General features: G+C 71.0%; 11 protein-coding genes and 1 pseudogene. 3 read left to right on the forward strand and 9 right to left on the reverse strand.

The features are described 5' to 3' along the window. Positions 1–32: 32 nt before the first annotated feature. Positions 33–431, reverse strand: coding sequence for an OB-fold domain-containing protein (locus MXD62_RS32585; RefSeq protein ID WP_248833194.1), 399 nt, complete (start codon positions 429–431; stop codon positions 33–35). Positions 432–596: 165 nt separating this feature from the next. On the opposite strand from MXD62_RS32585, the gene MXD62_RS32590 reads away from it, so the two are divergent. From MXD62_RS32590 to MXD62_RS32600, 3 genes are read left to right on the forward strand one after another with little or no spacing between them, the layout of a single operon-like run. Continuing rightward, positions 597–2,141 (forward strand): AMP-binding protein, encoded by a 1,545-nt coding sequence (locus MXD62_RS32590; protein ID WP_248833195.1) that lies wholly within the window; start codon positions 597–599, stop codon positions 2,139–2,141. Between the two features lies 1 nt (position 2,142). Further along, a complete protein-coding gene (locus MXD62_RS32595; RefSeq protein ID WP_248833196.1) occupies positions 2,143–4,560 on the forward strand; it encodes a CoA transferase in 2,418 nt (805 codons plus the stop codon). Positions 4,561–4,613: 53 nt separating this feature from the next. After that, complete coding sequence (locus MXD62_RS32600) at positions 4,614–5,342, forward strand: class I SAM-dependent methyltransferase (RefSeq protein ID WP_248833197.1); 729 nt, start codon at positions 4,614–4,616, stop codon at positions 5,340–5,342. 163 nt (positions 5,343–5,505) lie between these two features. Here MXD62_RS32600 and MXD62_RS32605 read toward each other — a convergent pair whose 3' ends face one another. The 8 genes and pseudogenes from MXD62_RS32605 to MXD62_RS32640 form a co-directional block, all read right to left on the reverse strand. Further along, on the reverse strand, positions 5,506–6,435 hold the full coding sequence (locus tag MXD62_RS32605; protein ID WP_248833198.1) for an alcohol dehydrogenase catalytic domain-containing protein: 930 nt from the start codon (positions 6,433–6,435) through the stop codon (positions 5,506–5,508). Then, entirely contained in the window at positions 6,435–7,619 is a 1,185-nt protein-coding gene (locus tag MXD62_RS32610; protein ID WP_248833199.1) for a CaiB/BaiF CoA-transferase family protein, read from the reverse strand. Before MXD62_RS32610 ends, MXD62_RS32605 begins: the two co-directional genes overlap by 1 nt. Positions 7,620–7,678: 59 nt before the next feature. Continuing rightward, a pseudogene (locus MXD62_RS32615) lies at positions 7,679–8,646 on the reverse strand (LLM class flavin-dependent oxidoreductase). Between the two features lie 206 nt (positions 8,647–8,852). Next, the gene (locus MXD62_RS32620; protein WP_248833200.1) at positions 8,853–10,148 is read right to left on the reverse strand and encodes an amidohydrolase family protein; all 1,296 of its coding nucleotides are present in this window, start codon (positions 10,146–10,148) and stop codon (positions 8,853–8,855) included. Between the two features lie 725 nt (positions 10,149–10,873). After that, positions 10,874–11,443 (reverse strand): TetR/AcrR family transcriptional regulator, encoded by a 570-nt coding sequence (locus tag MXD62_RS32625; protein WP_235013641.1) that lies wholly within the window; start codon positions 11,441–11,443, stop codon positions 10,874–10,876. Between the two features lie 173 nt (positions 11,444–11,616). Then, the gene (locus MXD62_RS32630; RefSeq protein ID WP_248833201.1) at positions 11,617–12,882 is read right to left on the reverse strand and encodes an acyl-CoA dehydrogenase family protein; all 1,266 of its coding nucleotides are present in this window, start codon (positions 12,880–12,882) and stop codon (positions 11,617–11,619) included. A gap of 25 nt (positions 12,883–12,907) precedes the next feature. Next, a complete protein-coding gene (locus MXD62_RS32635) occupies positions 12,908–13,888 on the reverse strand; it encodes an acyl-CoA dehydrogenase (protein ID WP_308301364.1) in 981 nt (326 codons plus the stop codon). Between the two features lie 169 nt (positions 13,889–14,057). Beyond that, complete coding sequence (locus tag MXD62_RS32640) at positions 14,058–14,903, reverse strand: SDR family NAD(P)-dependent oxidoreductase (protein WP_248833202.1); 846 nt, start codon at positions 14,901–14,903, stop codon at positions 14,058–14,060. Positions 14,904–15,091 lie beyond the last annotated feature (188 nt).

Genomic DNA, 15,091 nt, shown 5'->3' on the forward strand with positions numbered 1-15,091 from the left:
CGCGGACCTTCCCCTCGTCGCGACGAGCCTGCTCAGGCGGGCTCGAACCCGTAACCGACCGCCTCGACGCCCGCGCTGTCCGCGCCGAGCGGAACGGTCGTCAGCCGCACCCGCATCCCGAGCTTCACCTGCTCCGGATCCGGATCGATGTTCACCAGGTTGCCCCGTACGCGGGTCCCGCCGCAGTCGACGATCGCGGCGACGAACGGCACGGGGACACCCGGCGGGGCCACCGCCACGATCGAGAACGTGTACACCGTCCCCTCGCGCGGGATGTCGACGGAGCGGAACGTGGTGTTGTCGCACGCCGCGCACGCGTTACGGCGGTCGAAATACCGCGCGGAACACTGCTCGCACTCGTGCGCGACGAGATGTGGCTCGTCATCCAGCACGAGATAGTCCACTAGCGAAATGCGATCCGCCACCACCATGCTCCCCACGTCCGAGCGTGCGTCCCGGAAACCACGCACGCATCACGACACATCTACAGGACGGATTTATCGGCCAGGCTACCTGCTTGATTCGCCGTCGTCCATATTTACACTAGGTTGAAGTACATGTACTGTCAACCCGGTTCGCTGGAGGGAGGATGTGGGATGAAGGTTTCCCTGACGGTGTCGGACTTTCTGGACCGGGCGGAGACGGTGTACCCGGAGAGCCTGGGGGTGGTCGACGAGCCGGGCGTGCCGGGAGCGTGGGGCCGGGTGTCCTACGCGGAGCTGGCGGGCCGCGCGCGGGGAGTGGCGGTCGGGCTGGACCGGCTGGGCGTGGGGGTCGGCGAGCGGGTGGCGATCGTGTCCCCGAACTCGGCCCGCTTCCTGGCCTGCTTCTACGGAGTGTCCGGCAGCGGGCGGGTGCTCGTCCCGGTGAACTACCGGCTGGGCCCCGAGGAGATCTCCTACATCCTCGAGCACTCCGGGGCGCGGCTGCTGCTGGTGGACCCCGACTACGCCGAGCTGCTCGCCGAGGCTAAGGTGCCGGACCGGCTGGTCCTGGACGGCGCCACCGACAGCGAGCTGTTCGCTCCGGCGCCGCCGGGAGCGCCGGCCGGGTGGGAGCCGGACGAGGACGCGGTGGCCACCCTCAACTACACGTCGGGGACCACCGCCCGGCCGAAGGGCGTGCGGCTGACGCACCGCAACTGTTGGCTCAACGCCGCCTCGTTCGGCTGGCACACCGGTGTCAGCGACCGGGACGTGCTGCTGCACACCCTGCCGATGTTCCACGTCAACGGCTGGGGCATGCCCTACGCGGTCACCGGGATGGGCGGCAGCCACGTGATCATCCGCAGGATCGACGGGGAGGAGATCCTGGCCCGCGTCGCCGCCGAGGGCGTCACCCTGCTGTGTGCCGCCCCGGCGGTCATCGCCTCCGTCCTCGACGCCGCCGCCCGCCGCGTCGCCGAGAACCGACCCGTCCCAGGGCGGGACACGGTCCGGGTCGTGGTTGCCGGCGCCCCGCCGCCCAGCGCGATGATCGCCCGGGTCGAGGAGGATCTCGGCTGGGAGTTCATCCAGATCTACGGGTCGACGGAGGCCTCGCCGCTGCTCACGATCAACCGGGCCCGGCCCGGCTGGGCGGCGCTGCCCACCGAGGAACGTGCCCGGCGGTTGGCCGCCGCCGGCCCGCCCGCCCTCGGCGTCCGGCTGACCACCGACGCCACCGGCGAGGTCCTCATCCGTTCCAACCATGTCTTCGACGGCTACTGGGACCAGCCCGACCAGAGTGCCGAAGCCCTGCGCGACGGCTGGTTCCACACCGGCGACGGCGGCATCGTCACCGACGCGGCCCTGACTCTCACCGACCGCAAGAAGGACGTCATCATCACCGGCGGTGAGAACGTCTCCTCCATCGAGGTCGAGGACACCCTCTACCAGCATCCCGATGTCGCCGAGGCGGCCGTCATCGGTGTTCCCGACGCCAAATGGGGTGAGACCGTCAAAGCCCTCGTCGTGCTCCGTCCCGGTACCACCGTGACGTCGGAGCAGCTCATCACCTTCTGCCGCGACCGTATCGCGCACTACAAATGCCCGACCTCCGTCGAGCTCCGCCCCTCACTCGAACGCACCGCCACCGGAAAGCTGCAGAAGTTCAAGCTCCGGGCGCCCTACTGGAAAGACCACGAACGGCAGGTCAACTGACATGCCAGGCCCAGCCCGGAACACCCAAAGCACCCAGAACACCCAGAGCGGCCCGCCCGGCCTGTCCGGCGTCCGCGTCGTCGACTTCGGCCACCAGCTCGCGGGCCCGCTGACCGCGCTGTTGCTCGCAGAGGCCGGCGCCAGCGTCGTGCACGTGGACCAGCCCGGCTCGGACCGGGCCTCCGATCCGGTCGACGCCTACGTCAACCGCAGCAAGCGGCGCATCACCCTGGACCTGAAACGCGACGCCGACCGGGCCACGGCCCTCGAGCTCGTGGCGCGCGCGGACGTGCTGATCGAGAACTTCCGGCCGGGCGTCATGGACCGGCTCGGTCTCGGGGCCGCGTCGGTCCGGGCCACCAACGAGCGGCTCGTCTACTGCTCGCTGCCGGGGTTCGCCGGCGACGATCCCAAGGCCTCGCTCGCCGGGTGGGAGGGCATCGTCCAGACCGCCGTCGCCGGTTACCGTCCGCTGCGGGAGCACTGGGATCCCTCGGGCCGCCGGCGGGTGGAGGTACGGGACCCGACGGCGCCGCTGTTCACCCCGATCACGACGGCGTCCAACTTCGGCGCCCTGATGGGGGCGGTGTCGGTCGTCATGGCACTGATCGCGCGGGAGCGCTCGGGCCGGGGACAGCGGGTCGAGATCCCGCTCGCGGAGGCGTTCGCGGAGGCCTACAGCACCATGCTGGGGATGCGGGTGTACGAGAACCCGCTGATGGGCGACAGCCACCTGCTGCGTGACCTCACCTACCAGTGCGCGGACGGCGGGATCATCGACCTCTCGCCGTACTCCAAGTTCGTCATCCCCCTCCTCGCGGCGGCGGGGGTGGCCGAGGAGTGGGAGCGCCTGGGCCTCATCGACGTCGCGGCCCGCGACTTCTCGCTGGAGCATCGTGACCAGGCCATGGCGATGTTCGCGGACCTGGTCCGCAGCCGGCCGGCGTCCTGGTGGGACGAGGTGGCGGCCAAGGCGCGGATGCCGGTGTCGATGGTCCGGACCCCCGCCCAGTGGGTCGCCACCGAGCAGGCGGTGCGGTCCGGGACCGTCCTGACGCTCGACGACCCGCTGGCCGGGCCGACCGTGATGCCCGGCCGCAGCTTCGACCTGTCCCGGGCGCCCGCCCCGCCGCGGCCCCGCCACCTGCCCGACCAGGACCGCGACGCGCTGCTCGCCGAGCTGCGCGGGGCGCCCGCCCGCGTCGGCCACCCGGCCGTGCCGGCGGGGGCCGCGGTGGATCTTCCGCTCAGCGGCTTCACCGCGCTCGACGTCAGCCAGGCGGTCGCCGGCCCCACCGCGGCCCGGCTGTTGGCCGACTTCGGCGCTGATGTGATCAAGGTGGGCAATCCGGTGCCCGCGGTGACCGACGGCATCGTGGGCCAGCTCCACCGCGGCAAGCGCGCCGTGCTCCTGGACGCCAGCAGCGCGCCGGGGGCCCGGCTCACCGCCGAGCTGATCCGGCGCTCGGACGCGCTGGTCACCAACTTCACGCCGATGTCGCAGGCCCGGTACGGCATCGACTACGAGCGCGTCAGCGAGCTGAACCCCGAGCTGGTGCACTGCTCCATCACCGCCTACGGTCTGAGCGGGCCGTGGGCGCACCGTCGGGGCTACGAGAACCAGTGCAACGCGGCCACGGGCATGAGCTGGCGGTACGGGCACCGCTTCGGCTGGACGCTCTACCAGCCGACACCGATCAACGACGCCGGCACCGGCATTCTCGGGGCCTACGCCGTGGCCGTCGCCCTCTTCGCCCAGCTGAAGGGCGGGGGCGGCCAGCAGGTGGGCGCGTCGCTAGCCCAGGGCTCGACGTTCCACCAGGCCCCGTACCTCGTCGCGGAGGCGCAGGGGAGCGCTGAGGCACGGGGGAGTGCGGACGGGCCGGACGCGCTGCGCAACGAGTACGGCAGCAGCGCGCTGTACCGCTTCTACCAGGCGCGGGACAGCTGGTTCTTCCTGGCCGCACAGCCGGGGGAGTTGGCGGCCCTCCTGCGCGTGACCGGTCTCGACGGTCAGGACAGCGCCGGGAGCTGGCCGGACCCGGGCGGTCCACTGGCCCGCGACCTGGAGACGCGCTTCGCGCAGCGGCAGGCCGCCTCCTGGATCGAGCGGCTGGCGTCGGCCGGCATCGCCGCGCACGTGGTCGTCTCCATCGACCAGGCGGTCGACTACCTGCACCGCCGCGGCGTGGTCTACTTCGAGCGCGGCCCGGGCGGGACCGACGTGCCCAGGCCGGGCATCGGCCGCTGGCTGTCGGAGACCTCGCCGGTGGTGGGCACGAACCCCGGGCCGATCGGCTCCCAGGCCGTCGAGATCCTCGCCGCCCTCGGGCTGACCGAGCCGGAGATGAAGGAGCTGGCCGAGGCGAACGTCCTCTGCCTGCCGGACGGGCTGCCCGAGCTGCGCAGACTGACCTGACCGGAGGCGGGTGTCTGGTCGCCGGAGTCCTCGACCGCGGATACGGTCGCCGGGTGCCCGATCCGATCTTCGCTCATCCCCGCCTTGCACCCATCTATGACGCGCTCGACGGAGAGCGCGACGATGCGACGGCCTACCTCGGCATCGTCGACGAGCTAGGCGCGGACCGTGTCCTTGACGTCGGTTGCGGGACGGGCTGCCTGGCGATCCTGATGGCCGAGAGCGGTCGTACGGTCGTGGGTGTCGATCCTGCCGAGGCATCGCTGGAGGTCGCGAAGTCGAAGGATCGAGGTGGAAAGATCACCTGGGTGCATGGAGATGTCACGGCTGTCCCGACGGCCAACATCGATCTCGCAGTGATGACGGGGAATGTGGCGCAGGTTTTTCTCACTGACGACGAGTGGATCCGGACTCTCCAGGGCGTCCGGGCCGCACTTCGCCCAGATGGCTACCTCGTGTTCGAGACAAGGCGCCCTGAACGTCGGGCTTGGGATGAATGGGCTGCAGACGCTGGTCAGGTCACCGTCGATATTCCAGGGGTCGGAACGGTGGAGCGGCACTTCCAGGTTACCGACGTGAGCCTTCCATTCGTTTCTTTCCGCTATGTATACAGGTTCCTGTCGGACGGATCGGTTGTCACCTCGGACTCGATCCTTCGGTTCCGCAGCAGGGCCGAAGTGGAGACGAGCCTGGTCGCTCATGGCTATCGAGTGCTGGATGTGCGAGAAGCCCCTGATCGCCCAGGTCGCGAGTTCGTGTTTATCGCGCAGCGCGTGACCTGAGACAGCACCTTTCGGCCAGTGGCCGGACGATCTCACCGGCAGCGCTGATCGCAACGTGGCTCCCGCATGGTCGGCACCAGGCGACCTGGCTGCCAGGTCCGCGCCGTGACGGCTCCTGTCGCGCGCTGGCGGGCGACCGCCGACGGCGGACCGCAGACGGGGGTCAGGGCTCGACGACGACGCGGAGGACACCGCGGGAGCGGTCGCGTGCGGTCTCGAACGCCACCACGGCGTCGTCGATCGGGAACCGGTGGGAGATCAGCATCTGGGGGATCTCCGGCCGGGCGGCGAGCATGTCCGCCACCTCCGCGAACTCGCGTCGGCCGTCGTGCGCGCTGTACCCGAGCGACGGCCGCAGCGCGACCTCCTTCAGAGCCAGCTCGGAGTGCGGCAGCGTGACGCCCTGAAGGATGCCGGCGTAGACCACGGTCCCCCGGCGCCGGGCCAGCTCGATGCCGCGGTGCAGCGCGCTCTCGCTGCCGCCGGTCTCGATCACCACGTCGTAGTCCGTTCCGGGGGCCACCGCACCGAGGCGTTCGCGGGCCTCGTACTGATGCGGATGGCGTGCCTCGACGGCGACCTCCGCCGCGCCGAGCGCCTGCGCCGCCGCGGCGGCGAGGATGCCGATGCCGCCCGCGCCGACGACCGCGACCCGGCTGCCCGGCCCCACCCCGCCGAGCCGGGCGGCGTGCCACGCGACCGACCCGGGCTCCACCAGGCAGGCGTCGCGCAGCGCGAGCCCGGTGGGCAGCGGGGTGAGCGCCCGGCGCGGGGCACGGAAGTACTCGGCCATCCCGCCGGGCGCCGTCATTCCCAGCGCGCTGCCCAGCAGGGTGTCGCAGAACTGCCGGTTCCCGGCGTCGCAGTGGGCGCAGTTCGCGCAGCCGGCGATCGCCTCGACGGCGACCGGCGTGCCGTCGGCGGTGACCCCGGCGATTTCGTGCCCGGCGATCTGCGTGCTGCCGTAGTCCAGATACAGGAAGTCCGACGCGCAGATGCCGACCGCCGCCACCCTGATCAGCTCGCCGTCGCCGGCCGGCTCGTCGACCTCGACCATCTCGACGCCCGGCGGCGCGTTGCGGACCGCCTTCATCAGTGAGCCTGGCCGGGTGCGCGGGTGCCGTCGGGTCCGTCGACGGACGCGGGCTCACGCGGGCGACCGACGGCGCCGCAGTCGGTCAGCTCGTCGATCTCGGACGGGCTCAGCCCGGCATCCTCCAGCACCGCGCGCGTGTGCTGGCCCACCGGCGGCGGGGGGTAGCTCTCGGCCGGCGGCCGCTCGCCGTCGGCGTCGCGCAGGCGGACCGGGGAGCGTGGGACGGTCAGCCCGCCCACGTTCTGCAGCAGGCCCCGGGCGGCGACGTGCGGATCGCCCGCCAGGTCCGTCCCGCGGTTCACCCGCACCACGCTGGCGCCGAGGGGGCCGAGCTTCGCCACCCAGTCCTCGGCCCGCGCCGCCCGGAACTTCTCGGCGAGCCGCCCGGTCACCGCCTCCGGGTCGTCCCACCGGTGCAGGGTGGGGGCGAGCTCCGCCAGCCCGAGCCCCGTACACAACGCCGCCCAGGTGCGCGGCTCCGCGGCGGTCACGGCGACCCAGGTGCCCTCCGCGCACTCGTAGAGGTGTCGGTCCGGGCCGGCGGGAACGCCCCGCGGCCCGGTGTCGAGGATCCCGTCGGCGGAGGACAGCAGCCAGGTCGCCGACTCGGAGAGGCTGATGTCGAGCTGGCTGCCCCGGCCCGTCCGGTCCCGTTCCCGCAGCGCGGCGAGGATGCCGACGCTCGCCATGAGCGCGCCCACGGGGATGGGGAGGATCAGCTGCGGGTGCCAGGGCAGGTCCGGCTCCAGCGCCGTCAGCAGTCCCGAGTGGGCCGCGAACGACAGGTCGTGGCCGGACCACTGCGCGTACGGCCCGTCCTGGCCGTAGCCCGTGATCGAGCACCAGACGAGGCCGGGTGCCCGCGCGGCCGCGTCGGCGTACCCGAAGCCCCGCTCGGCCATGGCGCCGGGCCGCTCGTTCTCGACGAGCACGTCCGCGTGTGCGGCCAGGCGCCCGAGCACCTCCAGCCCGCGGGGATGACGGAGGTCGAGGGCGATCGACCGCTTGCCGCGGTTCAGCCCGATCGGGCCGTCGAACAGCCGGCCCTTCGGCGACTCGACCCGGATGACGTCCGCGCCCAGGTCCGCGAGCAGGACGGTGCAGAAGCCGCCGGGTGGCAGCCGGGTGAGGTCGAGCACCGTGACCCCGCTCAGGGGCAGCTTCGGATCAGGATCAGTCATCGGTCCCTCCTGGGGCCTGTTCGCGGCGTTGGGTCACCGGGCTCGTTCGCGGGACCGCCTCAGGCGACCCTCGGCAGAACCTCGCGTTCGAACAACCGGAGGCTCGACCAGGCCAGGTCGATCGGCATGCCCCCGCAGAGCGGGTGGAAGTTCGCGAACGGGGTCCGGGACGCCCGCAGCTCGGTGACGAGCTGATCGGGCGTCACGATGCGGAACTGCCCGCTCGCCCGCAGCTCGTCGACGTCGGCGACCGAGCGGTAGGGAGACGAGACGTCGTCCTGCGCCTGCCAGGCGCCGTAGGTGTTCATCTGGTGCAGGAAGTAGGGCGCCATCTGCTGCCAGCCCTTGTCCGGGTCCTCCGCGAGCACGGTCGTCCGGGTGGCGCCGATCGGGCTCGGGCCCGGGTCCGGACGCCCGAGCCGTTGGACCTCGTCCCGGTAGAACTCCCACACCCGCAGGTCCGAGGGGATGAAGCCGTCGGCGATGCGGGCGGCCCGCCGCGCGGCGGGCTCGCTGCTGCCCCCGAGCGAGATCCAGGGGCCGCTGGGCCGGTAGGGGCCGTGAGGTGCACCCGGCGCCCGCGGTAGTCGAAGGGCTGTCCCGAGAACGCCGCCTTGAGCGTCGTGACCACCTCGGTGACGCGACGCGGCCGCTCGCTCATCGGAACGCCGAACAGCTCGAACTCCTCGCGCACGTAGCCGGCGGCCACCACGAGGTCGACCCGGCCATGGCTGAGGTTGTCGAGCACGAGCAGGTCCTCGGCGAGCCGGAGAGGATCGTGGAACGGCGCGATGAGCGCCGCGATGCTGAACCGGACGGTCCTGGTGCGCGCGGCCATGGCGGCGAGCATGACGACCGGGCTCGGCAGGTAGCCGTCGGCGGAACCATGATGCTCGGAGAGGGTGACGGCGGAGCAGCCCAACCGGTCGGCCCATTCCACCATGTCCAGGGCCGCGGTGTAACGGTCCGCCGTCGTCGTGCCGGCGAACTCGGGGTTGCGGAAATCAAAACGCAGTGCGAATCGCATGCGATCCACCTTCCATCGCCGGGTGCCGGCGCCAGCAACGGCGAATCGCGGGACCCGTGACCATCGGTGGGTACCGGACGGCTCCTGCCGCCGCGGTACCCACCAGGCGTGTAGCAGGACGACGGCGGCCGGCGACGTCATGTGTCGTGTCCTGCCGTGCCGTGCCGTGCCGCCTGCGGCGTGCTCGCTCCGGCCCCCGCGCCGGATTAGCGGCCGAGGAAGTTGTAGAGGTTGTCCCGCATGATCTTGCGGATGGTGGTCTCGTCGAGGTGCTTGATCAGCGAGACGTACTGCATCGGGTCGGGGATGCCCTCGGAGTGCGGGAAGTCGGACCCGAAGACCAGGCAGTCGGCCCCGACGACATCGATGGCCTTGGACACGTTCTCCTCCGGGAACGGCGCGATGACGCAACGCTCCTTGAAGATCGACGAGGGGCGCCCGGGCAGGGTGCCCCACCTCGGCTTGCGGCCGAGGAGCATCGCGTGATCGAGCTTGCGGAGCAGGTAGGGGAGCCAGACGGTGCCGAACTCGGCGATCAGCACGTTGATGTTCGGGAAGCGGCCGAAGAGGTTGTGGTACATCATGGCCGTGACCGTGTCCATGATCGGCCGGTCGCCCCAGTAGGAGACCCACTGGAACCCGTCGAAGTGCTGGTAGCGGGCGTTCGGGTCCTCGCTCCACTCGGCTCCGTGCCGGGCGTAGGTCCCGCCGAGGTGGACCGCGACGCGGACGCCGGCCTCGTTGACCCGCGACCAGAACGGGTCGAAGTACGGGTCGAACGGGGAGCGGCCCCAGGCCGGGCCGGGCTGCAGGTCGACCAGCTGGGCGCCGCGGTCGAGGGTCCGCTCGAGCTCGGCGACCGCGTGGTCGATCTCGAACAGCTGGATGGGCACCGGGACCAGGATCCGGTTCTCGTGGGTGTAGCCCCAGTCCTCCCACAGCCAGTCGTTGAACGCCCGGTTCACCGCGTAGCCGGCCTCGACGTCGCCGCGGCGGAAGGCGCTCTCCCACCCGGTCCCGACCGCGTGGAGAACGGCGACCTCGACGTTCTGCATGTCCATCAGGGTCAGCCGCGGGTCCTTCTTCTCGAAGGCCGGCCGCATCGCGTTGTACCGTTCGACGAGCTGCGCCCGGCTGAGCTGGTCGAGATCCTTCATCGGGTTCAGCTTGTTCAGCATCGCGCCAGGGATGGGAATGCTTCCCTCCATGGCGGGAAGCTCATTGATGTCGACGCCGCCGTGGCCACCCTCGGGCTGCGAGTGGACGCCTAGGGTCCGCCTCTCGTGGTCGAGTTCCTCGTCTTCCTCGTGCTCTTCCTCGGTGAGCATCCGGGGCTCGCCGGGCAGCCAGGCGCGCTCGATCATCTCAGCGGAGAGGTATCGCGACGTGGCGTCGGACGGGGCGTACAGATGATGATCGGCGTCGAATATGCCATAGGAGAGGCTCTGCTCAAGATCCGCGACGTAGATACCGCGCGATCCGAGCTGAGGGGTCTCAGTCAACGGGCCCTCCACGAGTTCGTCATGATCGGAATATTTAAACTCAGTCTAACTCCTGGAGATGTCGGCACGCTACCCTGTCCGTCGCGCCCACTTGCTACCCGCCGGCAGGTCCGACGCGTAGACTCCGCCTGTGCGCGGGACTGCCCGGCGCCATCCGGGCGCCGGTCGGGAACGCCGCCGTACACACCGGCATCCCGTTATCGATGGCACCGGGAGCGGGCCTGGCGGGTTCATCGGGTAAGGTCTGGTGGCGGCGTTGTCCGACCCGTTGGCAGCCGCCGTGCGGCCACGATGGGAACGCGATCGGTGGGCAGGCGAACTCGCCGCGATTCATCCGGATGCGGTGGCGTTATCCGCGGCGGCGGGCGCCTCTCGTGGCCGAGCCTGGCGGAACGCGGCCATCTCGTCGCTGTGGGACTCGACGGTCCCGGCGTCCATCCGGGTGATGTCGTATATGTGAATCTCCCGACCGCGCGGCGCGTGTCCCACGGGTGGGTGAGCTCTACCGGTGGGCTACCGCTACATCGCCGACCGCCGGACGGACATGATCGCGACCGGGCACGCGCACGTCTACGTCCAGGTATGCGAGATCGAGAGGTCCAGGCGACGTTCGAGGTCGCCGACCATCTCGGTCGGCCGGAGTCGGGCAGGATCGGACCCGGGCCCTGGTCGAGGCCAGGAGGACCGGACCACCTCGGCCCGGCCGTGCACCGGAAGGCCCCGGATCAGTCCGGAAGGTTGACGTCGGGGTGCAGCCCAGCCGTCACGATCGCCGCCCGGAGATGCAGCGCCTGATTCAGCTTCGGCAGCCGTCCGTGAGACCACTCCATGATGCAGTCCACGACTAGCGCCTCGAGAATCTGCGCCATCTCGGACGGGTCTACCCGCTGGGTCACCTCGCCTTTCTCCTGGGCTTTGGCGAACAGCTTCTCGAAGGCTTCCGAGAAGGCCGGGCCGCTGTACGAGGCGTGGATCCGGTGCGGTCTCCGGAACTCGGCGAGTGCGCGGCTGACGGCCGCCGGGGGAGTGCCCTTGATGTTGCGCGCGACGGCGTTCAGCACAGTGCGCAGCGAGTCGTCGAGACTGCGGTCGGAACGGACGCAGCGGTTCGCCGACTCGTTGAGAACGGTGGCTGTCTCGGCGCCCATCTCGAGCAGAATGTCTTCTTTGTGCGCAAAGTGGAAGTAGAAGGTTCCCTTTGTGACCCCGGCCGCCTGGCAGATCTCCTCGACCCGCGTGTCCTCGATACCGGTCTCGAATCCGCGCTCGGTCCACAAATGCAGCGCGGCGCGCACCAGGCGATGCCGGGTCTCCCGGGATCGCTCCTGTAGAAGGCCCGCTCGCCGGCGCGGCTCATTCGAAGTGCTCACCGTGCGGAGTATACCGGTACCACCAGGCCCGGTGGTTCCCCCCGCTCGCCCGGGGCCGACCCGTCGCACGGGCGGGCCGGCCCGTGCGACGGGTCACATCACGTGTTTTCAAGCCACCGCCGTGCGTTATGAAGAACCTCACTGAACGGCTTGCCGCGGTCGAAGCTCGGCTCCCGGGGCAGGCCGAGAACGCGCTCGCTGATCGCGTTGCGCTGCATCTCGTTGGAACCGCCGGCGATCGACCAGACCCGACTGTTCAGATAATCCAGCGCGGCGCGGCGCCCGTCGTCCCCGCGCCAGACAAGAGGCATCCCCTGCCCGATTTCCATGACGAGACGGGCGCGCAGCGGGTCGTGCACGCCCGCCGCGAGCTTCCAGTAGGAGGCGATGCCGGCCGCGGGCTTGTCGCTGGAGCGCAGAAGTCCGGTGAGGCGCCGGCCCAGCTCTCCCCGGGCCCAGTCCGCGGTGTGGATCCGGGCGATCGCCTGACGGGCGACCGGATCGCCGGCCCGGCCGGCCGCCCGGGCCAACTCCAGCAGGAACGGGTCGATCTCCGCGGCCTGCGCGGGCGGCATGTTGAGCGGGTCGTCGCGGCCCGCGCCGCGCTCCACGAGCAGCATCGTCTGGGCGACCGTCCAGCCCTGGTCCACCTCGCCGATCACCTCGTCGGCGCTGACCCGGACCTCGTCGAGGAACTCCTGGCAGAACTCGGCGTCCCCGGTGATCTCCCGGATGGGCTGGATGGTGACGCCCTCGGCCCGCAGGGGGACCGCGAACCAGGTGAGGCCGCGGTGCTTGGGCGCGTCCCAGTTCGTCCGGGCCAGACACATCCCGTAGTCGGCGTAGGAGGCGCCGCTGGTCCAGATCTTCGCCCCGGTGATCAGCCAGTCGTCGCCGTCCCGGACCGCTCTCGTCGTGATGCCGGCCATGTCCGAGCCCGCGTTCGGCTCCGAGAACAGCTGCACGAACAGTTCGTCCCCGGAGAGGATCCGGGGCAGGTGACGGGCCAGGAACTCCGGCGACCCGTGCCGGATCAGGGTCTTGCTGACCGGGCCGTAGGTCGTGCCGCCGGCGTGGCCCAGCTCCGGCGTGCGGTAGCCCGCGGCCTCCTCGGCGAAGGCCCGCGCGTGCTCGTCGCTCAGCCCCTGGCCGCCGTACTCCCTGGGCCAGTTGATCCCGGCGTAGCCGGCCTCGTGGAGCTTCTTCTGAAGTGCCCGCTCCGGCAGGTAGTCCTCGGCGGTGTGCGAGCCGGAGCCGTCGCCGCGGACGAGGCCGGACTGGCCCTGGTCGCGGGGCTTGAGGTTCGCGGCGAGCCAGGTCCGGGCCTGGCGGCGGTAGTCCTCGAGATCGGGCTGGTCAACCATGACGCCTCCTTTCCTCCGTCGTTCTCTACAGGCCGGCCAACTGACAGACCCGCTCCCGGTGCCAGGTGGGCGAGCCGTACAACGACGCGTCGGCGGTGAGACGACGCAGATAGAAGTGGAAGTCGTGCTCCCACGTGTAGGCGATGCCGCCGAAGTGCTGCCAGCAGTTGTGCGCGAGCTCGACCGCGGCATCCGAGACGAAGGCCTTGGTCATGCTCGCCGCGTGCGCCGCCCCGACGCTGTCCTCCTGGACGGCCCGGGCCGCCGCGCTGACGACGGCGTGGCTCATCTCCAGCGCGAGGCTGCTGTCGGCGAGCTGGTGCTTGATCGCCTGGAAGGAGCCGATCGGGCGGCCGAACGCGATGCGGTCCTTGCAGTACTGCACGGTCAGGTCGAACAGGTACTGCATGGCCCCGGCGGTCTCCGCGGCGCTGAGCACGCCGGCGAGCTGGAGCTGCTTCCCGACCGCGTCCGCGGCCGCACCGGGCGGGCCGAGCAGCGCGGACTCGTCCAGCAGGACGTCGTCGAGGCGGACCTCGCACAGCCGGCGGCTCAGGTCGAGGCCGGAGAGCACCTCCACGGTGACGCCCGGGGTGCCCGTCGGCAGCAGGAACTGGGTGAGACCTTCGGAACCGGCGGCGGTCAGCAGCAGCCACTGCGCCGACTGGGCCTCCAGGACCAGTCCCTTGCGGCCCGCCAGGCGGTAGCCGCCGCCCGGTGCCGCCTCGCAGGTGACGCCCCGGGCCCCGGACCAGTCCCCGGCCGGGTCGGCGACGGCCCACGCCACCGCGGCCTCCCCCGCGATGAGCGCGGGCAGGATCTTGGCCTGCTGCTCCTCCGAGCCGTGGGCGCTGAGGGTCGCCACGGCCACGTTGGTGTCGATGAAGGTGCCCGGCTGGAGGAACCGCCCGCGCAGTTCGGCGAGCAGGGTGGCGTCGAGGACACCGGCACCGGACACGCTCCCGCCGCCGAGCGACTCGGGGGCCAGGAAGGCGAACCAGCCCAGCTCGGCGGCGTTCTCCCGGTAGGAGGGGGTCGACCTCGCCGCCCGAGTCGATCAGTGCGCGCACCCGGTCCAGCGATAACGTCGAGTCGATGAAGCGCTCGGTGGTTTCCTTAAGCAGGCGCTGGTCGGGGCTGAGATCGGGGTCCACGCTGTTCCCTTCGGTGCGGTGTCACATGGTGACCGAGTAGCCGCCGTTGACGGGGTAGGTCTGGCCGGTGATCCACGAAGCGGCGGGCCCGGCGAGGAAGGTGATGAGGCCGGCGACATCTTCGGGCTGCCCGAGCCGGGGGATGATGTAGCGCTTCAGCTGGCGTCGCACGCGGTCCGCCACCTCGTCCGACTCACGGGCCATGGCCTCCAGGCCGATGGTGTCGACGGTCCCGAGCGCGACGTTGTTGACGGTGATCCCGTCGCGGCCGACCTCCCGGGCGACCGCCCGGGTCAGGCCCGCCGCGCCCGCCTTGGCGGCGGCGTAGGGGGCCATGTGCGGCTCGCCGACCCGTCCCGCGTCCGAGACGATCGTGATGATCCGCCCGTGACTGGACGCGATCATGTGGGGGAGTGCCGCGCGAATGCAGTTCATCACCCCGAACAGGTTCACCGCGAAATAGCGGTCCCAGTCGGCCGGCTCGGTGTTCGCGAACTCGCCGAGGCTGACCGAGGGACCGCGCACACCCGCGCCGGGCGTGCCCGGTGCGGCGGCTGCGGCGGGCGCCTTCGCGTCCCGGACCGCGGGCCCCGCGTTCCCCGCGTTGTTGACCAGGATGTCGACCGGCTCGGCGGTGATCGCCTTGGTCGCGGCCGCGTAGTCGGAGACGTCGAAGGGACTGGCCACCGCGTTGCCGCCGCTCTCGGTGATCTCCTTGGCGACCGCCTCGGCCCGGTCGGACACGTAGTCGTTGACCAGCACCCGGGCGCCGGCGGTCGCCAACGACAGGCAGATCGCCCGCCCTACGCCCTGCCCGCCGCCGGTGACGACGGCCGTCTTTCCGCTGAGATCAATCGTGAAGCTCACGGGGGTGCGCTCCTCTGGTGGTCGCGCCTCGGAGAGGAGCCGGATGCGTTCCGGTTCCCGGGGGATCCTTTTCCGGGGGATCTTTTTCCAAGGGATCTGTCGCGAGGGTCTGTCAGGTGATGGCGCCGTCGATTTTGAGTTTGATGATGGTGTCGTCGGTGTGGCCGAGTTCGTGTAGGAGGGTGTCG

This window comes from Frankia sp. Mgl5 (assembly GCF_023242985.1).
Taxonomy (GTDB): domain Bacteria; phylum Actinomycetota; class Actinomycetes; order Frankiales; family Frankiaceae; genus Parafrankia; species Parafrankia soli.